The sequence below is a fragment of the Cellulosimicrobium sp. MI9406 genome, from assembly GCF_040595865.1.
In the GTDB taxonomy this organism is placed as follows: Bacteria; Actinomycetota; Actinomycetes; order Actinomycetales; family Cellulomonadaceae; genus Cellulosimicrobium; species Cellulosimicrobium funkei.
In genome coordinates this window covers 156,203-179,654 of the sequence record NZ_JALIZI010000007.1, presented here as the reverse complement: position 1 = coordinate 179,654, position 23,452 = coordinate 156,203, and the positions used below count along the sequence as shown (strand labels likewise).

21 protein-coding genes are annotated in these 23,452 nt (G+C 74.5%); 18 read left to right on the top strand and 3 right to left on the bottom strand.

What is annotated here, in order from left to right:
- Positions 1 to 81 precede the first annotated feature (81 nt).
- Positions 82 to 978, top strand: a complete 897-nt coding sequence (locus MT994_RS14465; RefSeq protein WP_061268943.1) for a tyrosine recombinase XerC — start codon at positions 82 to 84, stop codon at positions 976 to 978.
- Positions 979 to 1,039: 61 nt separating this feature from the next.
- Here the strand turns inward: MT994_RS14465 and MT994_RS14460 are convergent, their stop codons facing one another.
- Positions 1,040 to 1,696, bottom strand: coding sequence for a M23 family metallopeptidase (locus MT994_RS14460; RefSeq protein WP_228485296.1), 657 nt, complete (start codon positions 1,694 to 1,696; stop codon positions 1,040 to 1,042).
- 431 nt (positions 1,697 to 2,127) lie between these two features.
- On the opposite strand from MT994_RS14460, the gene rpsB reads away from it, so the two are divergent.
- The 12 genes from rpsB (at position 2,128) to MT994_RS14400 (ending at position 13,968) form a co-directional block, all read left to right on the top strand.
- Entirely contained in the window at positions 2,128 to 3,111 is a 984-nt protein-coding gene (rpsB, locus tag MT994_RS14455) for a 30S ribosomal protein S2 (protein ID WP_034652460.1), read from the top strand.
- Between the two features lie 133 nt (positions 3,112 to 3,244).
- Positions 3,245 to 4,084 (top strand): translation elongation factor Ts, encoded by an 840-nt coding sequence (gene tsf, locus MT994_RS14450; protein WP_034652463.1) that lies wholly within the window; start codon positions 3,245 to 3,247, stop codon positions 4,082 to 4,084.
- 163 nt (positions 4,085 to 4,247) lie between these two features.
- Positions 4,248 to 5,003, top strand: coding sequence for a UMP kinase (gene pyrH / locus MT994_RS14445; RefSeq protein WP_061268933.1), 756 nt, complete (start codon positions 4,248 to 4,250; stop codon positions 5,001 to 5,003).
- Between the two features lie 75 nt (positions 5,004 to 5,078).
- Positions 5,079 to 5,636, top strand: a complete 558-nt coding sequence (gene frr / locus MT994_RS14440) for a ribosome recycling factor (protein ID WP_021482015.1) — start codon at positions 5,079 to 5,081, stop codon at positions 5,634 to 5,636.
- A gap of 32 nt (positions 5,637 to 5,668) precedes the next feature.
- Positions 5,669 to 6,526, top strand: coding sequence for a phosphatidate cytidylyltransferase (locus MT994_RS14435; RefSeq protein WP_354806817.1), 858 nt, complete (start codon positions 5,669 to 5,671; stop codon positions 6,524 to 6,526).
- 59 nt (positions 6,527 to 6,585) lie between these two features.
- Positions 6,586 to 7,731: a 23S rRNA (adenine(2503)-C(2))-methyltransferase RlmN gene (rlmN, locus tag MT994_RS14430; RefSeq protein WP_061268935.1), complete on the top strand. Its 1,146-nt coding sequence runs from the start codon at positions 6,586 to 6,588 to the stop codon at positions 7,729 to 7,731.
- Positions 7,728 to 8,279, top strand: coding sequence for a DivIVA domain-containing protein (locus MT994_RS14425; RefSeq protein ID WP_021482018.1), 552 nt, complete (start codon positions 7,728 to 7,730; stop codon positions 8,277 to 8,279). Before rlmN ends, MT994_RS14425 begins: the two co-directional genes overlap by 4 nt.
- A 16-nt stretch (positions 8,280 to 8,295) precedes the next feature.
- Positions 8,296 to 9,063 (top strand): class I SAM-dependent methyltransferase, encoded by a 768-nt coding sequence (locus MT994_RS14420; RefSeq protein WP_354806815.1) that lies wholly within the window; start codon positions 8,296 to 8,298, stop codon positions 9,061 to 9,063.
- A 58-nt stretch (positions 9,064 to 9,121) separates the two neighbouring features.
- A complete protein-coding gene (dxr, locus tag MT994_RS14415) occupies positions 9,122 to 10,321 on the top strand; it encodes a 1-deoxy-D-xylulose-5-phosphate reductoisomerase (RefSeq protein ID WP_194522473.1) in 1,200 nt (399 codons plus the stop codon).
- Between the two features lie 58 nt (positions 10,322 to 10,379).
- Positions 10,380 to 11,690: a site-2 protease family protein gene (locus MT994_RS14410; RefSeq protein ID WP_354806813.1), complete on the top strand. Its 1,311-nt coding sequence runs from the start codon at positions 10,380 to 10,382 to the stop codon at positions 11,688 to 11,690.
- A gap of 165 nt (positions 11,691 to 11,855) precedes the next feature.
- Positions 11,856 to 12,995, top strand: coding sequence for a flavodoxin-dependent (E)-4-hydroxy-3-methylbut-2-enyl-diphosphate synthase (gene ispG / locus MT994_RS14405; RefSeq protein WP_021482273.1), 1,140 nt, complete (start codon positions 11,856 to 11,858; stop codon positions 12,993 to 12,995).
- Between the two features lie 7 nt (positions 12,996 to 13,002).
- Entirely contained in the window at positions 13,003 to 13,968 is a 966-nt protein-coding gene (locus MT994_RS14400; RefSeq protein ID WP_354806811.1) for a GNAT family N-acetyltransferase, read from the top strand.
- Between the two features lie 40 nt (positions 13,969 to 14,008).
- Here the strand turns inward: MT994_RS14400 and MT994_RS14395 are convergent, their stop codons facing one another.
- Positions 14,009 to 14,932 (bottom strand): DNA-formamidopyrimidine glycosylase family protein, encoded by a 924-nt coding sequence (locus tag MT994_RS14395; protein ID WP_354806809.1) that lies wholly within the window; start codon positions 14,930 to 14,932, stop codon positions 14,009 to 14,011.
- A gap of 33 nt (positions 14,933 to 14,965) precedes the next feature.
- Here MT994_RS14395 and MT994_RS14390 point away from each other — a divergent pair, with 33 nt between their 5' ends.
- Complete coding sequence (locus MT994_RS14390) at positions 14,966 to 16,849, top strand: proline--tRNA ligase (RefSeq protein ID WP_354806807.1); 1,884 nt, start codon at positions 14,966 to 14,968, stop codon at positions 16,847 to 16,849.
- Positions 16,850 to 17,018: 169 nt separating this feature from the next.
- Here the strand turns inward: MT994_RS14390 and MT994_RS14385 are convergent, their stop codons facing one another.
- Positions 17,019 to 18,164, bottom strand: coding sequence for a DUF4439 domain-containing protein (locus MT994_RS14385; protein WP_354806806.1), 1,146 nt, complete (start codon positions 18,162 to 18,164; stop codon positions 17,019 to 17,021).
- Positions 18,165 to 18,311: 147 nt separating this feature from the next.
- On the opposite strand from MT994_RS14385, the gene rimP reads away from it, so the two are divergent.
- The 4 genes from rimP to infB all read left to right on the top strand — a co-directional run bounded on the left by rimP (position 18,312) and on the right by infB (position 23,384).
- Positions 18,312 to 18,917, top strand: a complete 606-nt coding sequence (rimP, locus tag MT994_RS14380) for a ribosome maturation factor RimP (protein ID WP_354806804.1) — start codon at positions 18,312 to 18,314, stop codon at positions 18,915 to 18,917.
- A gap of 2 nt (positions 18,918 to 18,919) precedes the next feature.
- A complete protein-coding gene (gene nusA / locus MT994_RS14375; RefSeq protein ID WP_021482697.1) occupies positions 18,920 to 19,981 on the top strand; it encodes a transcription termination factor NusA in 1,062 nt (353 codons plus the stop codon).
- A gap of 24 nt (positions 19,982 to 20,005) precedes the next feature.
- Positions 20,006 to 20,386 carry a YlxR family protein gene (locus tag MT994_RS14370; RefSeq protein WP_086151331.1) on the top strand — a complete coding sequence of 127 codons (381 nt, stop codon included), beginning with the start codon at positions 20,006 to 20,008 and terminating at the stop codon, positions 20,384 to 20,386.
- A gap of 157 nt (positions 20,387 to 20,543) precedes the next feature.
- Positions 20,544 to 23,384 carry a translation initiation factor IF-2 gene (gene infB, locus MT994_RS14365; RefSeq protein ID WP_354806802.1) on the top strand — a complete coding sequence of 947 codons (2,841 nt, stop codon included), beginning with the start codon at positions 20,544 to 20,546 and terminating at the stop codon, positions 23,382 to 23,384.
- The last annotated feature ends 68 nt before the right edge of the window (positions 23,385 to 23,452 follow it).

The window sequence follows — 23,452 nt, the reverse complement described above, 5'->3', positions numbered from 1 at the left end:
GGCGTGACACGAGCAGACACCTCCGAGGAGCACCCCGCGGACGAGCGCGTCGCGGAACCCGCCGTCGCGCTGCCCGAGGCGATGCGTGCGGCGCTCGCGGACTTCGCGGTGCACCTCGAGGTGGCACAGGGGACGTCGGCGCACACGGTCCGCGCCTACACCGGCGACGTCGAGTCGTTGCTGCGGCACGCCGTCCGCCACGGCGCGGCGGCCCCGCGCGACGTCGACCTCGCCGCGCTGCGTGCGTGGCTCACGACGCAGTCGGAGCGCGGGCTGGCCCGGGCGACCCTCGCCCGACGCGGCGCGGCGGCGCGCGCGTTCTTCGACTGGGCGCGGCGCACGGGGCGTGTCGACTCCGACCCGGCGGCGCGGCTCGCGAGCCCGCGCGTGCCCCGCACCCTGCCGACCGTCCTCGCGGTCGACGCGGCGGCGCGCCTGCTCGACGACGCGCGCGAGGCCGCCGTCGAGGGTGAGCCGGCCCGGCTGCGCGAGTGGGCCGCCGTCGAGCTCCTCTACGGGGCCGGGATCCGCGTCGGCGAGCTCGCGGGAGTCGACGTCGACGACGTGGACCTCGCGCAGCGCGTGGTCCGGGTGCTCGGGAAGGGCGACAAGGAGCGCGTCGTGCCGTTCGGCGTGCCGGCGGCGCGCGCGGTGACCCGCTGGCTCGACGTGGGCCGGCCCGCCCTCGTCACCGCGCGCTCGGGCCCCGCGCTCCTGCTGGGCGACCGCGGGGGACGCTGGGGGCAGCGGCAGGTCCGCGAGGCGGTGCACCGCCTCGCCGCGGCGGCGGGCGTCGACGACGTCGCCCCCCACGACCTGCGGCACAGCGCCGCGACGCACCTCCTCGCCGGGGGCTCGGACCTGCGCAGCGTGCAGGAGATCCTCGGGCACTCCTCGCTCGCGACGACGCAGCGCTACACGCACGTGACCGCGGAGCGGCTGCGCACCTCGTTCGAGCAGGCGTTCCCGCGCGCCTGACGGGACGCGCGATCCGCCCTGATCTGGCGCGATCCGCCGTGAACCGCCGCAGCCCGCGCGGTCAGCCCTCCCCGAGCGGCAGCAGCACGATCGGCGGCCGGTCGCCGAGGAGAGCCAGCGGGTCGAGGTAGCGCTCGCCGCGCCGCACGCCCCAGTGCACGCACGTGGCGGCGCAGTGGCTCCCCGCGGCGCTCTCCGCGGCCTGCACCGTGCCGAGCACGGACCCGGACGTCACGCGCTCGCCGCGCTCGACCGACGCCGTCACCGGCTCGAGCGAGGTGCGCAGACCGTCGTCGTGCAGGACGACGACCACGCCGCGCCCCGCGACGGGCCCGGTGAACGACACCACGCCGGGGGCGGGGGAGCGGACGGTCTCCGCAGGGGCGGCCGCGAGGTCGACGCCCCGGTGCCCCGGCAGCCAGTCGTGCTCCGGCGGGTCGAACGGCGCCAGCACGCCCAGCCGGTCGAGGCTCCGGTCGAGCGGGGGGACCCACCCGCCCGTCGCGGCTCCCTGCCCGGCGTCGGGGGGCGTCGCCGCCCCGGCCACGGGCGCGCCGAGCACGACGACCGCGCCGAGCACCAGGGCGGCGCCGCGGAGCCGGGCACGTCGCGAGACCGCGCGGCCGCGCGTGCGGTCGGCGGGGCGGACCGCCCGGCGGCCGGACGGGCAGGCGGACGGGAGGCGGGCGGACGGGAGGCGGGCGCGGTGCGAGGTCACGGCGCCAGCGTGCCGGAGGGGCGCGAGCGGGCGCGTCCGCGGCAGGCCCGGCTGTGGACGAGCGGTCCGCGCGACGGCGCACGACGGCGGCTGTGGTCGGCCCTGCCGTCGGGTAGACTTGCCGCTGCGACCGGCGCGTTCGCCGTGCCCGGCCCGAGGGACCACCTCGGCCGAGGACGGAGCCGGTCGACTTCGCGCGTCACGTCCTCGCCCTCGTCTCCCGGTCCGTCCGGGTCGGGGTGGGGCCGCGTCCGGCGTCGGTCCTGCTCGCACCGTCCACGGTGCGTCGCAGGCGTCGGCACGGGTGGCGCCAGGGGTGCGACCACCAGGGTCGTCACCGACAACCGCACCGCGGTCCGTCCCACGGGAGGGGCCGCCAGAAGCGTGCGCGCACCGGGTGGATCCCGGGCCGCACGGCGAAAGGACGTGTCATGGCCGTCGTGACCATGCGCCAGCTCCTCGAGAGCGGTGTCCACTTCGGGCACCAGACCCGCCGTTGGAACCCGAAGATGAAGCGCTTCATCTTCACCGAGCGCAACGGCATCTACATCGTCGACCTCCAGCAGTCGCTGTCGTACATCGACCGCGCGTACGAGTTCGTCAAGGAGACCGTCGCGCACGGCGGCTCCATCCTCTTCGTCGGCACCAAGAAGCAGGCCCAGGAGCCCGTGGCCGAGCAGGCCGCGCGCGTCGGGATGCCCTACGTGAACCACCGCTGGCTCGGCGGCATGCTCACCAACTTCACCACGGTGCACAAGCGTCTCCAGCGCCTCAAGGAGCTCGAGGAGATCGACTTCGACGACGTCGCCGGCTCGGCGCTCACGAAGAAGGAGCTCCTCGTCCTGCGTCGCGAGAAGGACAAGCTCGCCCGCACGCTCGGCGGCATCCGCGACATGGCGAAGGTCCCCTCCGCCGTGTGGATCGTCGACACGAACAAGGAGCACCTCGCGGTCGACGAGGCGCGCAAGCTCCACATCCCGATCGTCGCGATCCTCGACACGAACTGCGACCCGGACGTCGTGGACTACAAGATCCCGGGCAACGACGACGCGATCCGCTCCGTGACGCTGCTCACGCGGGTCATCGCGGACGCCGTCGCCGAGGGTCTGCTCCAGCGTCACTCGGGCCGTTCGGGCGCCGAGGCCGAGGCGGGCGCCTCCGCCGAGCCGCTGGCCGAGTGGGAGCGCGAGCTCCTCGCCGGCGCCGAGCAGCAGCTCGAGGCGGACGAGAAGGCCGCCGAGGCGAACGTCGAGGCCGCCGCGGCCGAGGGCGTGGCCGAGGCTGCCGCCGAGGTCGCCGCCGAGGAGCCGGGTGACGCCACCGCCGAGGTCGTCGAGGAGGCCGCCGCCGAGGCTGCCGTCGTCGCGGACGCCGAGGCCGTGGTCGCCGACGCCGAGGCCGACGAGACCAAGTGACGTCCCGGGGTGCGCGACGGGCGACCGTCGCGCACCCCGTGCCGTACCACCGGCGTACCGGGCACCCACGCGGTGCCGCCAGCACGTCGCTTGTGACGAAGTACCCGTGACGAACCACGAGTGAGGAACCACCATGGCGAACTACACCGCCGCTGACATCAAGGCCCTGCGCGAGCGCACCGGCGCCGGCATGCTCGACGTCAAGAAGGCTCTCGACGAGGCGGGCGGCGACGCGGACAAGGCGCTCGAGATCATCCGTGTGAAGGGTCTGAAGGGCGTCGCCAAGCGCGAGGGCCGCTCGACCTCCGAGGGCCTCGTCGCCGTCGACATCCGCGACACCGAGGGTGGCCAGGTCGCGACGCTCATCGAGCTCAACTCCGAGACGGACTTCGTCGCGAAGAACGACACGTTCATCTCCCTCGCGGACCGCGTGCTCAAGGCCGCGGCCGAGGCCGGCGCGCGCGACGCGGACGCGGCGCTCGCCGCGGACGCGGACGGCGAGACCGTCCAGCAGGTCATCGACAACCAGGCCGCGACGCTCGGCGAGAAGATCGTCCTGCGCCGCGTGACCCGCGTCGCGGGCGAGCGCGTCACCGCGTACCTCCACCGCACCGCGCGCGACCTGCCGCCGTCGATCGGCGTCGTCGTCGCCACGGACGCCGCGGGCGAGGCCGTCGCGAAGGACGTCGCGCAGCACGTCGCCGCGATGTCCCCGACGTACCTCTCGCGCGACGAGGTCCCGGCCGAGACGGTCGAGAACGAGCGCCGCATCGCCGAGGAGACCTCGCGCAACGAGGGCAAGCCCGAGGCCGCGCTGCCGAAGATCGTCGAGGGTCGCCTCAACGGCTTCTTCAAGGACGTCGTCCTCGTCGACCAGCCGCTCGCGAAGGACCCGAAGAAGACGGTCGGCCAGGTCGTCTCCGAGGCCGGCGGCACCATCACGGAGTTCGTGCGCTACCGCGTCGGCGCCTGACGCCCCCGTCGGCCCGGCCCCGTCGTCTCGTGGACGGCGGGTCCGGGCCGACCGCGCACCCGGGCCCGGCCCGGGCGCGCGACGACCGCCGACGTGCCGCACCATCAGGTGGACGACGGCGGAGCAGGACCACCCCGCCCCACCGGGCCAGGACGAAGGACAGGTGTCGACAGTGACGGCAGGCGAGCAGACCGAGCCCCGGACGGGGACCGAGCACCGGCGGGTGCTCCTCAAGCTGTCGGGCGAGACGTTCGGCGGCGGGCAGATCGGCCTCGCGCCCGACGTCGTCCAGCGCGTCTCCCAGGAGATCGCGGCCGCGGTCGAGCAGGGCGTCCAGGTCGCCATCGTGGTCGGTGGCGGCAACTTCTTCCGCGGGGCGGAGCTCTCCCAGCGCGGGCTCGACCGCGCACGTGCCGACTACATGGGCATGCTGGGCACGGTCATGAACTGCCTCGCGCTCCAGGACTTCCTCGAGCAGGCGGGGGTGAAGACGCGCGTGCAGACCGCCATCGCGATGGGCCAGGTCGCCGAGCCGTACATCCCGCTGCGCGCGATCCGGCACCTCGAGAAGGGCCGCGTCGTCATCTTCGGCGCCGGCGCCGGGATGCCGTACTTCTCGACCGACACGGTCTCCGTGCAGCGCGCCCTCGAGACGCACTGCCAGGAGGTCCTCATGGGCAAGAACGGCGTGGACGGCGTCTACACGGCGGACCCGCGCACGGACCCGTCGGCCACGAAGCTCGACCACCTCACGTACACCGACGCGCTCGTCAACGACCTCGGGGTCATGGACGCGACGGCGCTGAGCCTGTGCCGGGACAACGACGTGCGCATGCGCGTGTTCGGCATGAGCGAGCCGGGGAACGTCACGCGCGCCCTGGTCGGCGAGAATATTGGCACACTGGTCACGACCGACTGACACCGGTGCGACCAGGCCGGTGACCCCGGCCACGACCGCACGGACCGACCCACGACGAACGACGAAGGAGCACTGGTGATCGACGAGACCCTCCTCGAGGCCGAGGAGAAGATGGACAAGGCCGTCGAGGTGGCCAAGGAGGACTTCGCCGCGATCCGCACGGGCCGTGCGAACGCCGCGATGTTCAACAAGATCACGGTCGACTACTACGGCGCCCCGACCCCGCTGCAGCAGCTCGCGTCGTTCACGGTGACCGAGGCGCGCACGATCCTCGTCTCGCCGTTCGACAAGAGCTCGATGACCGCGGTCGAGAAGGCGCTGCGCGACTCCGACCTCGGGGTGAACCCCTCGAACGACGGCAACGTCGTCCGGGTCGTCCTGCCCGCCCTCACGGAGGAGCGTCGTCGTGACTTCGTGAAGCTCGCGAAGTCGAAGGCGGAGGACTCACGCGTCGCGATCCGCAACGTCCGCCGTCGGGCGAAGGAGGAGCTGGACCGCATCGCGCGCGACGGCGAGGCCGGCGAGGACGAGGTCGCGCGCGCCGAGAAGGAGCTCGAGGTCCTTACGAAGGCGCACGTCGACCAGGTCGACGCGCTGCTCGCGGGCAAGGAGAGCGAGCTGCTCGAGGTCTGAGCACCTCGTCCGGCGAGCTCCTCCACGCACCGATGACCGACACCTCCTCGACGTCCGCAGGCGAAGGCACGACCGCGGCGCGCGCACCCAAGGCGGGCCGCAACCTCCCCGTGGCGATCGCGGTGGGCCTCGGCCTGCTCGCGCTCGTCGCGGTCAGCCTCGCCTTCCGGCCCGAGCTCTTCGTGCTGTTCGCGACCGTCGCGGTGGGCGCGGCGCTGTGGGAGCTCGCCCAGGCGTTCCGGCGCCGCGACCTGCACCTCCCGCTGCTCCCGCTCCTCGTGGGCACGGTCGGCATCCTCGTCTCCTCGTACTACTCGGGGCCCGAGGCGCTGCTCGTCTCCTTCATGCTCACCGTGGCGGGGGCGGTGGTCTGGCGCGTGATCGACGGGTCGGGCACGGCCGCCGTGCGCGACGCCGCCGCCGCGACCTTCGCGGCGGCGTACCTGCCGTTCATGGCGGGCTTCGTCATGCTCATGCTCGCCGCACCGGACGGGCGCGTGCGGGTCCTGCTCTTCATCCTGCTGGCGGTGGCGAACGACGTCGGCGGGTACGTCGCGGGCGTCCTGTTCGGACGGCACCCGCTCGCCCCGTCCGTCAGCCCCAAGAAGTCGTGGGAGGGGCTCGCCGGGTCGTTCGTGCTGGCGACCGCCGTCGGGGTCGTCGGCGCGGTGGTGGGGCTCGGCGCGAGCCCGCTGCTCGGCGTCGCGCTGGGCGTCCTGGCGCCGCTCACGGCGACGATCGGCGACCTCGCCGAGTCCATGATCAAGCGGGACCTAGAATTGAAGGACATGGGGTCGCTCCTGCCCGGCCACGGAGGCATCCTCGACCGGCTCGACTCCATGCTCCTCACCGCCCCGTTCGTGTACGTGCTGCTCGCCCTGGCCGTCTGACGGCCCGGCTCACGGCGCGGCGCACCCGTCCGCACCGCCCCCCACGCTTGGACCTCCTCATGACCGTCCGTTCCGTCCGCCCGTCCGCGGAGTCGAAGCCGCTGCCGCTCGTCATGTCAGCGCCGCGCCGCGGCAAGCCGCCGCGCCACTTCGCCGACCTCGCGCCCGAGGAGGTGCGGGACGTCGTCGTCGAGCTCGGCGAGAAGCCGTTCCGCGCCAAGCAGCTCGCGACGCACTACTACGCGCACCTCACGCGTGACCCCGAGGCGATGACGGACCTGCCGAAGGCGACCCGCGACGTGCTCGCCGAGGCGCTCTTCCCGCCGCTGCTCACGGCGGCGCGGCGCATGGAGGCCGACGGCGGCACGACCGTGAAGACGCTGTGGCACCTCTTCGACGGCGCGAAGGTCGAGTCGGTCCTCATGCGCTACCCGCAGCGCTCGACCCTGTGCGTGTCGAGCCAGGCGGGCTGCGGCATGGCGTGCCCGTTCTGCGCGACGGGGCAGCTCGGCCTGACGCGCAACCTCTCGGTCGCGGAGATCGTCGAGCAGGTGCGCTCCGCGGCCCGGTCGCTCGCGGACGGCGAGATCCCGGGCGGCCCGGCGCGCCTCAACAACCTCGTGTTCATGGGCATGGGCGAGCCGCTCGCGAACTACAAGGCCGTCATGGGCACGGTGCGCCGTCTGGTCGCCCCCGCGCCCGACGGGCTCGGGATGTCCGCCCGCAACATCACGGTGTCGACGGTCGGGCTCGTGCCCGCGATGCGCAAGCTCGCCGACGAGGGGATCCCGGTGACCCTCGCGCTGTCGCTGCACGCCCCGGACGACGACCTGCGCAGCGAGCTCGTGCCGATCAACACCCGGTGGAGCGTCGACGAGACGCTCGACGCGGCCCGGCACTACTTCGAGGTCACGGGCCGCCGCGTGAGCATCGAGTACGCGCTCATCAAGGACATGAACGACCACGCGTGGCGTGCCGATCTCCTGGGCGAGAAGCTCAACGCGCGCGGCCGCGGCTGGGTCCACGTCAACCCGATCCCGCTCAACCCGACGCCCGGATCGATCTGGACGGCCAGCGACCCTGCCGTCGAGGCGGAGTTCGTGGCACGATTGCGCGGTCACGGGATCCCGACGACGATCCGTGACACCCGCGGCAGCGACATCGACGGCGCCTGCGGGCAGCTCGCTGCAGAGGAGGACGAGTGAGTTCGCTGTTCACCACGGTGTCGAAGACCCGGAACGGGTACGACCCCGAGGAGGTCGACGACTTCTTCGAGCACGCTCGTGACGTCTACGAGGGCCGGGTGTCGGAGCGGCTCACGAGCACCGAGATCCAGGCGTCGGTCTTCGACCTGGTCCGTGGCGGCTACGACACGCACGAGGTCGACGCCGCCCTCGACCGGCTCGAGGGCGCGTTCATCGCGCGCCAGCGGGCCGAGTACGTCGCGGCGCACGGGCAGCAGGCGTGGATGAACGCGCTCGCCGAGCGCGCGCGGACGCTCTACGGGCGCCTCGGTCGTCCCGACGGCGAGAAGTTCGCGCTCGCGGAGCGCGGCAAGCCGGCCTACGACATCGACGACGTCGACGACCTGTGCGACCGGCTCGTCGCCTACTTCGACCGCCAGGTCCCGATCACGGCGGCCGAGATCCGGTCCGCGACGTTCGGCCGGGCGCGCGGGCGCGACGGCTACGCGGAGGGCCCGGTCGACGCGTTCTTCGCGCGCGCCATCGAGGTGCTGCTCGGCGTCGAGTGACGACGCCCCACCGCGCGTGAGCCTCGATCCCCGGGCGACGTCGATCCGCCCGCTGCGGCGCGCGGTCGCGTCGCTCGCGGCGTTCAACGCCCGCCACCCCTGGAACCACAACGAGCACTTCCACAGCTGGGTCGTGCGGCGCGTGCCGCACGACGCCCGCGTCGTGCTCGACGTCGGCTGCGGCGCCGGCGTGCTCCTGGGCCGGCTGCGGGCCCGGGTCGCCGAGGTGCACGGGATCGACGCCGACGCGGGCATGGTCGCCCAGGCCCGGGCGCGGCACGCTGCCGACCCCGCCGTGACGGTGCGCCGGCTCCGGTTCGACGACGTCCGCTCGCCCGACGACGTCCGCTCGCCCGACGACGTCCGCTCGCCGGGCGGGACGCCCGGGCCGGGGGCCGGATCCGCGGAGCACCGCGGGTACGACGCGGTGACGATGGTCGCGGTGCTGCACCATCTCGAGCTCGACGAGGCGCTCCGGCACGCGCGGGACCTCCTCGCGCCGGGCGGCCGTCTGCTGGTCGTGGGGCTCGCCCGGGTCGCCACGGCCCGGGACCTCGCCGTCGACGTCGCGTCCGCGCTGCTCAACCCGCTCGTGGGCCTCCTGAAGCACCCCCGCCGCGCCCGGCCCGAGGACCCCGGGCCCGACGCGCCGGGCATGCCCGTCCGGGACCCGCGGCACACCGTGGACGAGGTCGCCCGCACGGCCCGGGCGCTGCTGCCGGGCGCGCGCGTGCGTCGTCGGCTGTTCTTCCGGTGCACGCTCGAGTGGACGGCGCCGCGCTGACCGGACGACGAGCCGGTGCGGTGCCACGCACCGCCCGCGGCCTGGAAGGATGGGAACCATGCCCGACGGACCTGCACCCACCCCGCGCACCGTGACGATCCTCGGCTCGACCGGGTCGATCGGCACGCAGGCGATCGACGTCGTCCGGGCCCACCCCGACCGGTTCCGGGTCGAGGCGCTCTCGGCGGGCGGGAGCGACGTGGACCTGCTGGCGCGCCAGGCCGCCGACCTGGGCGTGCGCGCGGTCGGCGTGGCGGACGCGACCCGCGCGGCGGACCTGGCCGAGGCGCTGTCGACGGCCTGCGCCGGTCGCGAGGAGGTCCCCGAGGTGCTCGCCGGACCCGATGCCGCGGCCGAGCTCGCGGCGCGGGGGAGCGACGTCGTCCTCAACGGGGTCACGGGGTCGGTGGGCCTCGGCCCGACGCTCGCCGCGCTGCGCGCCGGGTCGACGCTCGCCCTCGCGAACAAGGAGTCGCTCGTCGCCGGGGGAGCGCTCGTCCGCGCGGCCCAGCAGCGCCCGGACCAGATCGTCCCGGTGGACTCCGAGCACTCGGCCATCGCCCAGTGCCTGAGGTCGGGGACGCGACCGGAGGTGCGCCGGCTGATCCTCACCGCCTCGGGCGGCCCGTTCCGCGGCTGGGAGGCCGACGCGGTCAAGGCCGCGACCGTCGACCAGGCGCTCGCGCACCCCACCTGGGCCATGGGCCCGGTCGTCACCGTGAACTCCGCGAGCCTCATGAACAAGGGTCTCGAGCTCATCGAGGCGCACCTGCTCTTCGACGTCCCGGCCGACGACATCACGGTCGTCGTGCACCCGCAGTCCGTCGTGCACTCGATGGTCGAGTTCGTCGACGGCTCGACGATCGCGCAGGCGTCGCCGCCGGACATGCGCCTGCCCATCGCGCTCGGGCTGTCGTGGCCCGACCGGCTCGACCCCGTGACGCCGCCGTGCGACTGGTCCGCCGCGACGTCGTGGACGTTCGAGCCGCTCGACGACGCGGCGTTCCCCGCGGTGAACCTCGCGCGTGCGGCCGTGGCGGCGAGCGCCACGCACCCGGCGGTGTACAACGCGGCGAACGAGGAGGCCGTCGCGGCGTTCCTCAGCGGACGCGCAGGTTTCGGTGACATCGTGGCGACGGTCGAGCGCGTGCTCGCGGCGCACGACGGAACCCCCGCGGACGCGCTGACGTTGGAGCACGTGGCGGAGGCGGAGACCTGGGCGCGCGCGCGAGCCCACGAGCTGCTGGACCGCCGGTGACGAGCAACCGTCGGGGCGGGACGACCGCCCTGGACGTCGAGAGGGAGCAGAGGGAACGATGGCCACGCTGATCGGCATCCTGGTGATCGTGGTCGGGATCGTCGTCTCGATCGCGCTGCACGAGGTGGGGCACATGGTGCCCGCGAAGAAGTTCGGCGTCCGCGTGAGCCAGTACATGGTCGGCTTCGGCCCGACCCTGTGGTCGCGCACCAAGGGCGAGACCGAGTACGGCCTCAAGGCGATCCCGCTCGGCGGCTACGTGCGCCTCGTGGGCATGTACCCGCCCGCGCCCGCGGGCGCCCGTCCCCGCGGCGGCGGGTTCTTCTCCCAGGTCGTGGCCGACGCGCGGGACGCCAGCACGGAGGAGATCCGGCCGGGCGAGGAGCACCGCGCGTTCTACAACCTCTCCGCGCCCAAGAAGGTCGTCGTCATGCTCGGCGGCCCCTTCATGAACCTCCTCATCGCGTTCGTCCTCATGGCGATCGTGTGCGTCGGCATCGGCCTGCCTGCGGTCACCACCACGGTCGGTTCGGTGAACGCGTGCGTCCCGTCCGCGGTGACGGACGAGGAGCAGGAGTGCGCCGCCGACGCCGACCCCTCGCCGGCCGCCGCCGCGGGGCTCCAGCCGGGCGACACGATCGTGGCGTTCGACGGCGAGGACGTCACCTCGTGGGACCAGCTCTCCGGCATGATCCGCGGCGCCGCCGGGCAGGCCACGCCGGTCGTCGTCGAGCGCGACGGCGAGCAGGTCGACCTCACCATCACGCCGGTCGACGTGGAGCGCCAGGTCGTCGCCGAGGACGGCACGCCCGTCGTCGACGACGACGGCGAGCCGGTCACGAAGCCCGCCGGGTTCGTCGGGTTCGCGCCGACCGTCGAGCGCACGCCCGCCGGGATCGGCGTGGCCGCGGAGGCCACGTGGCAGCAGGTGAGCGGCACGGCGGGCATCATCGTCACGCTCCCGGTCAAGGTCTACGAGGCCGCCCAGGCCGCGTTCACCGACGCGCCCCGCGGGCAGGACTCCGTGATGAGCGTCGTCGGGGTCGGCCGCGTCGCGGTGGACGTCGCGGGCGCGGAGAGCCCGGTGCTCGACCGCGTGGTGACCATGCTCCTGCTGCTCGCCGCGCTGAACGTCGCGCTGTTCGTCTTCAACCTCATCCCACTCCTGCCGCTCGACGGCGGGCACGTGGTCAACGCGCTCTACGAGGGAGCCAAGCGCACCGTCGCGCGCGTCCGCGGTCGCCCGCGCCCGGGACCGGCCGACCTGGCGCGCATGATGCCGGTCGCGTACGTGATGTTCGTGGTCCTCGTCGGCGTCGGCGCCCTGCTGATCCTCGCCGACATCATCGACCCCGTCCGCCTCACGTAGCCCGGCGCGTCGCCCGAGGCCTCTGCTCCACCGGGAGGCGTGCGTGGAGGTGCCGCGAAGATGTGCGGGACCGCACGGGAAGGTGACGTCCCGGACACCCGGCGGTGCCCCGTTCGACGCTCGCCGGGGGATACTAGGGGCGTGAGCGTACCCATCAGTCTCGGAATGCCTGCCGCGCCGCCGCCGGTCCTCGCGCCGCGCCGCAAGAGCCGCAAGATCAAGGTCGGCAAGGTGGACGTCGGCGGCGACGCGCCGATCAGCGTCCAGTCCATGACGACGACGCCGACGACGGACATCAACGCCACCCTCCAGCAGATCGCGGAGCTCACGGCGTCGGGCTGCGACATCGTGCGCGTCGCGGTGCCGAGCGCGGACGACGCGCTCGCGCTGCCGGCGATCGCGAAGAAGTCGCAGATCCCGGTGATCGCCGACATCCACTTCCAGCCCAAGTACGTGTTCGCCGCGATCGACGCGGGCTGCGCCGCGGTGCGCGTGAACCCGGGCAACATCCGCAAGTTCGACGACCAGGTCAAGGAGATCGCGAAGGCGGCGTCCGACGCGGGCGTGTCCCTGCGCATCGGCGTGAACGCCGGCTCCCTCGACCCGCGCCTGCTCGCGAAGTACGGCAAGGCGACGCCCGAGGCGCTGGTCGAGTCGGCCGTGTGGGAGGCGTCGCTGTTCGAGGAGCACGGCTTCCACGACTTCAAGATCTCGGTGAAGCACAACGACCCGGTCGTCATGGTGCGCGCGTACGAGCTGCTCGCGGAGGCGGGGGACTGGCCGCTGCACCTCGGCGTGACCGAGGCCGGCCCCGCGTTCCAGGGCACGATCAAGTCGGCCACGGCGTTCGGCGCGCTGCTGAGCAAGGGCATCGGCGACACGATCCGCGTCTCGCTGTCCGCGCCCCCGGTCGAGGAGGTCAAGGTCGGCAACCAGATCCTCCAGGCGCTCAACCTGCGCCCCCGCAAGCTCGAGATCGTCTCCTGCCCGTCGTGCGGCCGCGCCCAGGTGGACGTGTACACGCTCGCGGAGAAGGTCACGGCCGGGCTCGAGGGCATGGAGGTGCCCCTGCGCGTCGCCGTCATGGGCTGCGTCGTCAACGGCCCGGGCGAGGCGCGCGAGGCGGACCTCGGCGTCGCGTCGGGCAACGGGAAGGGGCAGATCTTCGTCAAGGGCGAGGTCGTCAAGACGGTCCCCGAGTCGCTCATCGTCGAGACCCTCATCGAGGAGGCGCTGCGCATCGCGGAGACCATGACGCCGGAGAACGACGCGCAGGCCGGTCCGCCGGTCGTCACGGTCGGCTGACGCCCTCGTGAGCCGCTGGCGCCCGTCCGTCCCGGCACTGCGGCCACGGGCGCGCGCCGGGTCGGGCGACGACGCGGCCGAGCGGGCCCGCGTCCTGTCCGACGCGGACGTCCCCGAGGCGCTCGCGGTGTGCGCGGGCGACCCGGTCGCGTCGACGCTCGCGGCGGCGCGGCTCGCCGTCGCGCAGCACGCCGGCCTGCACGCCGCGGGCGGCCAGGCGTGGGGCTTCCCCGCCGTCGGCCCGCTCGAGGCGGTGTGCTGGGCCGGGGCGAACCTCGTGCCGGTCGTGCCGGCGTCGCTCGACCCCGACCGCGCGCGCACGGCGGTCGCCGCGTTCGCCGCGCTCGCGCGACACGCGGGGCGGCGGTCGTCGTCGGTCGTGGGGGAGCGCGACGCCGTCCTGGCGCTGTGGGAGCTGCTCGCCCCGCACTGGCCGGCGCCGCGCGAGATCCGGGCGAACCAGCCGTCGCTCGCGATCGACCGCGACCCGGACGTCGAGCCCGACCCGCACGTGCGCCGCTCCGTCCCGGCGGAGGTCCCCGTGGTGCTGCCCGCGTGCGTGCGCATGTTCACCGAGGAGGTCGGCTACTCGCCGGTCGAGGGCGGGGGCCGCGCGTACGAGGAGCGCGTCCGCTCGCTCGTGCTCGCGGGCCGGTCCTTCGTCCGCACGGCCGCGGAGCCCGGCCGCTCGCCGCACGTGGTCTTCAAGGCGGAGCTCGGCGCGGTGACGCCGCGCGTCGCGCAGGTGCAGGGCGTGTGGGTCGACCCGCGGTACCGCGGGCAAGGGCTCGCCGCTCCGGGGATGGCCGCCGTCGTGCGTCTCGCGCGCGAGCCCGGGCTCGCGGACGCGGCGCGCGGCGCGGCGCCTCCCGTGGTGTCGCTGTACGTCAACGACTACAACGCGGCCGCGCTCGCGACGTACCGCCGGGTCGGGTTCGAGCAGGTCGGGACCTACGCGACCGTGCTGTTCTGACGGCGCCCGCCCCGCAGGGCGCGCCCCGCCCGGCGGGTCCTCACTTGAGCAGGCGCGACATCCGCCGGTCGGCGAGGACCTGGCCCCCGGTCTGGCACGTCGGGCAGTACTGGAGGCTGCGGTCGGCGAAGCTGACCTCGCGCACGGTGTCACCGCACACGGGACAGGGCAGACCCGTGCGCCCGTGCACGCGCATCCCCGCGCGCTTCGCGTCCTTGAGCTCGGCGGCCGGCTTGCCCGACGCCGCCGCCACGGCCTCGGCGAGCACCTCGCCCACGGCGGCGTGCACGCGCGCGACCTCGTCGGGCGTGAACGAGCGCGTGAGCTTGAACGGGCTCGTGCGCGCCGCGTGCAGGATGTCGTCGGAGTAGGCGTTCCCGATCCCGGCGATCGACGACTGGTCGCGCAGCAGCCCCTTCACCTGCTGGTTGCGCGCCGCCATGAGCGCCCCGAGCGCCTCGGGCGTGAAGGCCGGGTCGAGCGGCTCCACGCCCAGCGTCTCGATCGCCCGGACCTCCTCCGGGTGCCGCACGACGTGCACCGCGAGCCGCTTGCGCGTCCCGGCCTCCGTGAGGTCGAACCCGGAGCCGTCGTCGAACCGCACGCGCAGCGCGAGCACCGCGGCCTTCCCGCCACCGCTGCCGCCGAGGCGCGGGCGGACGGGCGTCGTCGGCGCCTTCTCGGACCAGCGCAGCCACCCGCCCCGGGCGAGGTGGAACACGAGGTGGACCTCGGCGTCGGGCCCGGGCGCGCCGGTCCCGACGCCGGTCTCGGCGAGCACGAGGTCGAGCCACTTGCCGTGCCGTCGGGCGCCCGTGACGACCCGCCCCACCAGGGCCGAGATCGGCGGGTCGAACGTCTTGAGCGCGGCGATCTGCGCGACGTCCGCGGCCACGACGGTGCGACCGGTCGCGCGGTCGTCGAGGAACCGGACGAGGGCCTCGACCTCGGGCAGCTCGGGCATGGGGACATCCTCCCCGCCGGTAGGGTGGGGCGCATGTCTTCCGTCACGTCCGGCGCGCCCGCCGCGGCTTCCACCCGCGTCCGGGGCGCCGACCTCCTGCGCCTGTCCACCCTGTTCGTCCGGACGCTGCGCGAGGACCCGGCCGACGCCGAGGTCGCGAGCCACCGGCTCCTCGTGCGGGCGGGCTACATCCGTCGCGCCGCCCCCGGCATCTACACCTGGCTCCCGCTCGGACTGCGCGTGCTGCGCAAGGTCGAGGACGTGGTCCGCGAGGAGATGGCGGCCGCGGGCGCGCAGGAGGTGCACTTCCCGGCGCTGCTGCCCAAGGAGCCGTACGAGGCGACGGGCCGCTGGACGGAGTACGGGCCGAACATCTTCCGCCTCAAGGACCGCAAGGACGGCGACTACCTCCTGGCGCCCACCCACGAGGAGATGTTCACGCTCCTCGTCAAGGACCTGTACTCGTCGTACAAGGACCTGCCGTTGACGATCTACCAGATCCAGACGAAGTACCGCGACGAGGCGCGTCCCCGCGCGGGCCTCATCCGCGGCCGCGAGTTCGTCATGAAGGACGCGTACTCGTTCGACACGACGGACGAGGGCCTCGAGCGCTCGTACGAGGCGCAGCGCGCGGCCTACCGGCGCATCTTCGACCGGCTCGGGCTCGAGTACGTCATCGTCGCCGCCACGTCCGGCGCGATGGGCGGGTCGCGCTCCGAGGAGTTCCTCACCCCGACCGCGATCGGCGAGGACACGTTCGTGCGCTCGCCCGGGGGCTACGCCGCGAACGTCGAGGCCGTGGTCACGCCGGTGCCCGAGGCGGTCGACTACGCCGACGCCCCGGCCGCGCACGTCGAGGACACGCCCGACACCCCGACCATCGCCTCGCTCGTCGAGCTCGCGAACGCGCGCTACCCCCGCGAGGACCGCGCGTGGACGGCGGCCGACACGCTGAAGAACGTCGTGCTCGCCCTGACGCACCCGGACGGCCGCCGCGAGGTCGTCGTCGTCGGGCTGCCGGGCGACCGCGAGGTCGACCTCAAGCGCGTCGGCGCGGCGTTCGAGCCCGCCGAGGTCGAGCCGGCCACGGACGCCGACTTCGCCGCCCACCCCGAGCTCGTCAAGGGCTACATCGGCCCGCAGGTGCTCGGCCCGAACGCGCGCCGGGAGGCACCCGCGGACGCCGACGCGCCCGACGCGTCGGCGGGGGAGGCCCCCGAGCGGCACTCGGTGCGCTACCTGCTCGACCCGCGCGTCGTCGCCGGCACGCGCTGGATCACCGGCGCGAACGCGCCCGGCCGCCACGTGTTCGACCTCGTCGCCGAGCGCGACTTCGCCGCCGACGGCACGGTCGAGGCCGCGGAGGTGCGCGCGGGCGACCTCGCGCCCGACGGCTCGGGCCCGCTCGAGCTCGCGCGCGGCATCGAGATCGGCCACATCTTCGCGCTCGGCCGCAAGTACGCCCAGGCCCTCGGCCTCACGGTGCTCGACGAGAACGGCAAGCAGGTCGTCGTGACGATGGGCTCCTACGGGATCGGCGTCACGCGCGTCCTCGCGGCGCTCGCGGAGGCGAACCACGACGACGCCGGGCTCGCGTGGCCCGCGCACGTCGCGCCCGCGCAGGTGCACGTCGTCGCGACGGGCAAGGACGCGAGCGTGTTCGAGGAGGCCGAGCGACTCGCGACCGAGCTCTCCGGCCGCGGCGTCGAGGTGATCTACGACGACCGGCCCAAGGTCTCGCCCGGCGTGAAGTTCAAGGACGCCGAGCTCCTCGGCGTGCCCCTCCTGCTCGTCGTGGGCCGCGGCCTGGCCGACGGCGTCGTCGAGGTCCGCCCGCGCGCGGGCGAGGCGGCGCAGGTCGCCGTCGAGGACGCCGTCGAGCACGTCGCGGGCCGGGTCGCCGAGCTCCTCGGCTGACCGTCCGCGCAGCCTCGGGGCGCCCCGGTCCGGACCTCCGGGCCGGGGCGCTCTGCTGCGCTCACGGCCGTGCGGTGTGGCGCTCCGGGTGCGCGCTGCGCGGGGTCGTCGGTGCACCAGGGCGCCAGCGAGAGTCGGCGTCGCGCCCGTGCGTGCGAGCCGGGCGCGCTCAGCCTGCCGTCTGCTCCGGCAGGCCCGGGAACGCGACGGGCGCCTCGCCCCACGCGACGGCGCTCGCCCACGCATCGGCGAGGAGCGCGACGGCCTCGGTCCGGGACGTCGGTGCCGCCGCGGCGACGAGGCTCGCGTACGTCTGCGCGAGCCCCGACTCGACCTGGCGTGCGAGCGCGGCCGCGTCCGTGCCGTCGGGCAGCGCGTAGGCGACGCGACGCGGGTCCTGCGGCGTCCCGTCGGTGCCCGCGGCGAGGGCCCAGCCCTGCGCGCGGGCGCGGTGCTGGGCGGCGCGCGCGACCGCGGCGGTTCGCACGTCGCCCTCCGACTGCGCGGCGCGCACCTCGTAGCCGTACCCGGCCGCGTCCTCCGCCTCGACGAGCGTCGCGAGGTCCGCGGCGCCGACCCCGCCGGGCGCCTCGTCGACGGGCGGAGGCTCGGCGAGGCCCGCCGCGGCCGTCGAGCCCGTGGCCGCGGCGAGCCGCTGCGCCGAGACGTGCTCCGAGGCGGCGACCGACGCGAGGAGCCGCGCGAGCCGGGCGTCCGGCGAGGCGTCCGCCGCCGCGCCCGTGCGCTCGGCCGCGCCCACGAGCGCGGTGATGACGTCGTCCGTCGTCGCGGTGCCGGGGGCGGGCGTGCCCGCCGTGTCGGTGCTCGCCTCCGTGCTCGTCCCGGTGCTCGTCCCCGTGCTCCCGGGGTCCGACGTCGTCCCGTCCGTGCCGGTCCCCGGGGCGTCGGTCCCCGCGGTGCCGGTCCCGGCGTCGCCGGCGACGTCGCCCTCGGGCTCCGCGGGGTCCTCGAGGCCGGAGTCGTAGACCCCGCCGAGCGCGTCGACGTGCTGCTCGGCGAACGCGGCGGCCTCGCCGAGCACCGCGAGCGCGGTCGGGTCGGTCACCCGGGGCGTGACGTCCGCCACCAGCGCGGCGACCGCGAGCGCGTCGTCGACCGCCCCGGAGCGGAGCACCTCGACCGTGTCGGGGGAGGGCTCCGTGGGTGGCTCCGTGTCCAGCCGGACGCCGCACCCGGCCGCCAGGACGCCCGTCGCGAGCACCGTGACGACCGCGAGCAGACGGCCGGCACGGGCCGCGGGACGGGTCCGCCGGGCTCGGGGGGCGGCGTCGGCCGCGGTCGCGTGGGGAGTCATCGGGGGCGATGATGTCACGTCCGGGGCCCGCGAGTCGTTAGGCTGGTCCCCGTTCCGACGTCCCGCGAGCGGGGCTCGGAGCACCCGAGACAACAACACACCGGTCGTCTGGCGTACCCGGCGTGGGACACGGACAGGAGCTGAGTCATGGCAGGGCAGGCGGGCGGTCAGTCCGGCAGAGGGTCCGGAGGCGACGCGGCGGCGCACGCGCTCCGGGAGAGCGTCCGCGAGGCGGTCGAGCCCGCGGTCCGCGACGCCGGGCTCCACCTCGAGGACGTCACGGTGTCGCGCGCGGGTGCCCGTTCGGTGGTGCGCGTCGTGCTGGACCTCCCCGACGACGTCGAGGGCAGCCTCGACCTGGACGCGGTGGCCGAGGCCACGCGCCCGATCTCCGCGGCGCTGGACACGGTGGACCCGCTCCACGGCGCGTACACGCTCGAGGTCTCGACGCCGGGCACGGACCGTCCGCTCACCGAGCCGCGCCACTTCCGGCGCGCCCGTGGCCGTCTCGTGCGGCTCGTCCTAGCCGACGGCGGCACGCTCGAGGGTCGCCTGCGCTCCGGTTCCGAGGTCGAGACCGAGCTGGTCCTCGACGTCCCCGGCGCGCGCGGCGCGGTGACGGAGCGCGTGGTGCCGCTCGCCGACGTCGTACGCGGCGAGGTGCAGGTCGAGCTCAAGCGCGCCCTCGAGGCGGACCTGCCCGAGCTCGACGGCTCCGCCGACGAGACGACCGACCACGACGAGGAGGCCTGACGATGGACGTGGACATGAGCGCGCTGCGCCTGCTGGAGCGCGAGCGGGACATCAGCCTCGACGTGCTCGTCGCGGCGATCGAGCAGGCCCTGCTCTCGGCGTACCACCGCACCCCCGACGCGTACACCCGTGCGCGCGTCGAGCTCGACCGCAAGACGGGCCACGTGACGGTGTGGGCGCGCGAGGAGCTTCCGGCTCCCGAGACCGACGACGAGGACGCTCCGCGCGGCCCCGTGGAGTACGGTCCCGAGTTCGACCACACGCCCGCCGACTTCGGGCGGATCGCGACCTCGACCGCACGCCAGGTCATCGTCCAGCGCCTGCGCGACGCGGAGGACGACCAGATCCTCGGCACGTTCCGCGGCAAGGAGGGCGAGGTCCTCGCGGGCGTCATCCAGCAGGGCCGCGACCCGCGCGTCGTGCTCGTGGACGTGGGCGGCACGGAGGCCGTGCTCCCGCCGCACGAGCAGGTCCCCACGGAGGAGTACGTGCACGGCGAGCGCCTGCGCGCCTACGTGCTCGAGGTCGCCCGGGGAATGAAGGGCGCGCAGATCACGTTGAGCCGCACGCACCCGAACCTCGTCCGCAAGCTCTTCGAGCTCGAGGTCCCCGAGGTCGCCGACGGCTCGGTCGAGATCACGGCCATCGCGCGCGAGGCGGGGCACCGCACCAAGGTCGCCGTCCGCTCGCGCGTCCCGGGGCTCGGAGCCAAGGGCGCGTGCATCGGGCCCATGGGTTCGCGCGTGCGCGCGGTCATGGCGGAGCTCCACGGCGAGAAGATCGACATCGTCGACCACAGCGACGACCCGGCCCAGTTCGTGGCCAACGCGCTGTCCCCGGCGCGTGTGTCGTCGGTCACGGTGGTCGACGAGGTGGCGCGCGCCGCGCGCGTCGTCGTCCCGGACTTCCAGCTCTCCCTCGCGATCGGCAAGGAGGGGCAGAACGCCCGCCTGGCCGCGAAGCTCACGGGGTGGCGCATCGACATCCGTTCGGACGAGGGCGGCGCCCCGGCCGAGGGGTCGGACGGTGCCGCTCCCGCAGGTCCTCGCGCTGCCGACCGGTAGCCGCGGGGCGTGGGACGGTCACGGATGACGGACCGGCGCGGTAGACTGTCATCGACCGGGCCGCGAGCCCGCACCTCGACCATGCCCCCGGACTCCACGACCCGCCCCGTTCCCACGGGATCGGGTCCGGTCCGCACGTGCGTCGGGTGCAGGCAGCGCGACCTGCGGTCAGCTCTTCTCCGTCTGGTCCTCGACCGGTCCGGCGCGGGCACCGACGAGCCACGGCTCGTGGTGGACGCCGGGCGGTCGCTGCCGGGTCGCGGTGCGTGGCTCCACGCGTCGACCCGGTGCCTCGAGACGGCGGAACGCCGGCGGGCCGTCCCGCGGGCCCTGCGTGTCGCCGGGCCCCTCGACCTCGCCGCGGTCCGCGCCGCGATCGAGGCCCGTCCGGGAGAGCACCTCTGAGCCATGCGTCACGGCCCCGTCCGTACGGGGCCGCCAGCACGACACGTCGACAAGGAAGCGGGTTAGAAGCCGATGGGCACCCGATGAGTACCCAGCGATGAGCACCCAGCACTAACGACGGTCCTCCCTGTCCGGGGCGGGCCGAGACAGGAGAGTTGTGGCAAAGGTCCGCGTCTACGAGCTCGCGAAGGAGCTCGGGGTGGAAAGCAAGACCATCATGACCAAGCTGACGGAGCTCGGTGAGTTCGTCCGCTCGGCATCCTCGACCATCGAGCCACCGGTGGTCCGCAAGCTGCGCGACGCCTTCCCCGCCGGGGGCGGCGGCGCGAGCAAGCCCGCGGCACCCGCCGCGCGTCCGGCCGCGCCGAAGCCGGCCCCGAAGCCGGAGGTCAAGGCCGAGCCGGCCCCGCAGGCCCCGCAGGCCGCTGCCCCCGCCGAGCCGGCCGCGCCGGCCCCGAAGGCTCCGGCACCCGCGGCGCCGGCCCCGAAGGCTCCGGCACCCCAGGCTCCCGCGGCGCAGCGTCCGACGCCCGCGCCCGCGCAGAAGCCCACCGCCTCGCCCAAGCCGGGCGGCGGCACGAACGCGCCCGCCCCGCGCCCCGGTGGCTCGGGCGGACGTCCCGGCGCACCGCGTCCGGGGAACAATCCGTTCGCGACCAGCCAGGGCATGCCCCGGCAGGGTGGCCCGCGTCCGGGCGCCCCGCGCCCGGGCAACAACCCGTTCGCCCCGAGCCAGGGCATGCCCCGGCCCGGGTCGCGCCCCGAGCGCACCGAGGGTGCGGCGGCGGCGTCCGGCGAGCGCTCGGGCGGTCCTCGCCCGGGCGGCCCGCGTCCCGCGCCGCGTCCCGGCGGCCCGCGCCCCAACCCGGGCATGATGCCCGGCCGCACCTCGATCGGCCGTCCCGGTGAGCGTCCTGCTCCCGGTGGTCGTCCCGGTGGCGGTGGCGGCGGTCGTGGCGGCGGCTTCGGCGGTCGTCCCGGCGGTGGCGGTGCTCCCGGCGGTGGCGGCGGCTTCGCCGGCCGTCCCGGTGGCGGTGGCCGCGGTGGCGCCGGTCGTGGCTCGACGCAGGGCGCCTTCGGGCGCGCCGGCGGTCGCCCGGTCCGTGGGCGGAAGTCGAAGCGCGCGAAGCGCCAGGAGTTCGAGCAGATGCAGGCGCCGTCGCTCGGCGGCGTGCAGGTTCCCCGCGGGAACGGCTCGACCGTCGTGCGGCTGCGTCACGGCTCGTCGCTCAACGACTTCGCCGACAAGATCGACGCGAACCCCGCGAGCCTCGTGACCGTGCTGTTCCACCTCGGTGAGATGGCCACGGCGACGCAGTCGCTCGACGAGGACACGTTCGGTGCCCTCGCGTCCGAGCTCGGCTACGTCATCGAGATGGTCTCGGCCGAGGAGGAGGACCGCGAGCTGCTCGGGTCGTTCGACATCGACCTGGACGCGGAGCTCGAGGCCGAGGGCGACGACGAGCTCGCCGCCCGCCCGCCGGTCGTCACCGTCATGGGTCACGTCGACCACGGAAAGACCAAGCTCCTCGACGCCATCCGCCAGACGGACGTCGTCGCGGGCGAGGCCGGCGGCATCACCCAGCACATCGGTGCGTACCAGGTGCGCCACGAGCACGAGGGCGTCGACCGCGCCATCACCTTCATCGACACCCCGGGTCACGAGGCGTTCACCGCCATGCGTGCCCGTGGTGCCCAGGTGACGGACATCGCGATCCTCGTCGTGGCCGCGGACGACGGCGTGATGCCGCAGACCATCGAGGCGCTCAACCACGCCCAGGCGGCGAACGTGCCGATCGTGGTCGCGGTGAACAAGGTGGACAAGGAGTCGGCGAACCCGGCCAAGATCCGCCAGCAGCTCACCGAGTACAACCTGGTGGCCGAGGAGTACGGCGGCGACACGATGTTCGTCGACGTGTCCGCGAAGCAGAACATGGGCATCGACGACCTCCTCGAGGCCGTCCTGCTCACGGCCGACGCCTCGCTCGACCTGCGTGCGAACCCCGACAAGGACGCGCGCGGCGTCGCCATCGAGGCGAACCTGGACAAGGGCCGCGGCGCCGTCGCGACCGTCCTCGTCCAGTCCGGCACGCTGCACGTCGGTGACGCGATCGTCGCCGGCACGGCCCACGGCCGTGTCCGCGCGATGTTCGACGAGCACGGCAACGCCGTGACCGAGGCGGGCCCCGCCCGTCCGGTCCTCGTGCTGGGTCTCGCGTCCGTGCCGAGCGCGGGCGACACGTTCCTCGTGGCGCCCGACGAGCGCACGGCCCGTCAGATCGCCGAGAAGCGCGAGGCCGCCGAGCGCGCCGCCCTCCTGGCCAAGCGCCGCAAGCGCATCAGCCTCGAGGACTTCACGCAGGCTCTCCAGCAGGGCAAGGTCGAGACCCTCAACCTCGTCCTCAAGGGCGACGTGTCCGGTGCCGTCGAGGCCCTCGAGGACGCGCTGCTCAAGATCGACGTGGGCGACGAGGTCGAGCTGCGCGTCATCCACCGCGGTGTCGGTGCGATCACGCAGAACGACGTCAACCTCGCGACGGTCGACAACGCGATCATCATCGGCTTCAACGTGAAGTACGGCGAGCGCGTCGAGGACCTGGCCGAGCGCGAGGGCGTCGACGTCCGCTTCTACTCGATCATCTACCAGGCGATCGAGGACGTGGAGGCCGCGCTCAAGGGCATGCTCAAGCCGGAGTACGAGGAGGCCCAGCTGGGCACGGCGGAGATCCGCGAGATCTTCCGCTCCTCCAAGTTCGGCAACATCGCCGGCTCGATCGTCCGGTCGGGCGAGATCCGCCGCAACGCCAAGGCGCGCGTCCTGCGCGACGGCAAGGTCGTGGGGGACAACCTCACGGTCGAGTCGCTCAAGCGGTTCAAGGACGACGCCACCGAGGTCCGCGAGGGCTTCGAGTGCGGTATCGGTCTGGGCTCGTTCAACGACCTCCAGGTCGGCGACACCATCGAGACGTTCGAGATGCGCGAGAAGCCGCGCTCCTGACGCTCGTCACGCCCGGGGGCGGTCACGGTCATCGTGGCCGCCCCCGGGCGTTCGTCACCCCGCGGTCG

Excerpts from the sequence above, each read along its gene's own strand:
- MT994_RS14465 (WP_061268943.1), top strand. The coding sequence starts at position 82 with ATGCGTGCGGCGCTCGCGGACTTCGCGGTGCACCTCGAGGTGGCACAG.
- rpsB (WP_034652460.1), top strand. The coding sequence starts at position 2,128 with ATGGCCGTCGTGACCATGCGCCAGCTCCTCGAGAGCGGTGTCCACTTC.
- tsf (WP_034652463.1), top strand. The coding sequence starts at position 3,245 with ATGGCGAACTACACCGCCGCTGACATCAAGGCCCTGCGCGAGCGCACC.
- MT994_RS14435 (WP_354806817.1), top strand. The coding sequence starts at position 5,669 with ATGACCGACACCTCCTCGACGTCCGCAGGCGAAGGCACGACCGCGGCG.
- rlmN (WP_061268935.1), top strand. The coding sequence starts at position 6,586 with ATGACCGTCCGTTCCGTCCGCCCGTCCGCGGAGTCGAAGCCGCTGCCG.
- dxr (WP_194522473.1), top strand. The coding sequence starts at position 9,122 with ATGCCCGACGGACCTGCACCCACCCCGCGCACCGTGACGATCCTCGGC.
- MT994_RS14410 (WP_354806813.1), top strand. The coding sequence starts at position 10,380 with ATGGCCACGCTGATCGGCATCCTGGTGATCGTGGTCGGGATCGTCGTC.
- ispG (WP_021482273.1), top strand. The coding sequence starts at position 11,856 with ATGCCTGCCGCGCCGCCGCCGGTCCTCGCGCCGCGCCGCAAGAGCCGC.
- MT994_RS14395 (WP_354806809.1), bottom strand. The coding sequence starts at position 14,932 with ATGCCCGAGCTGCCCGAGGTCGAGGCCCTCGTCCGGTTCCTCGACGAC.
- MT994_RS14390 (WP_354806807.1), top strand. The coding sequence starts at position 14,966 with ATGTCTTCCGTCACGTCCGGCGCGCCCGCCGCGGCTTCCACCCGCGTC.
- MT994_RS14385 (WP_354806806.1), bottom strand. The coding sequence starts at position 18,164 with ATGACTCCCCACGCGACCGCGGCCGACGCCGCCCCCCGAGCCCGGCGG.
- rimP (WP_354806804.1), top strand. The coding sequence starts at position 18,312 with ATGGCAGGGCAGGCGGGCGGTCAGTCCGGCAGAGGGTCCGGAGGCGAC.
- nusA (WP_021482697.1), top strand. The coding sequence starts at position 18,920 with ATGGACGTGGACATGAGCGCGCTGCGCCTGCTGGAGCGCGAGCGGGAC.
- MT994_RS14370 (WP_086151331.1), top strand. The coding sequence starts at position 20,006 with ATGACGGACCGGCGCGGTAGACTGTCATCGACCGGGCCGCGAGCCCGC.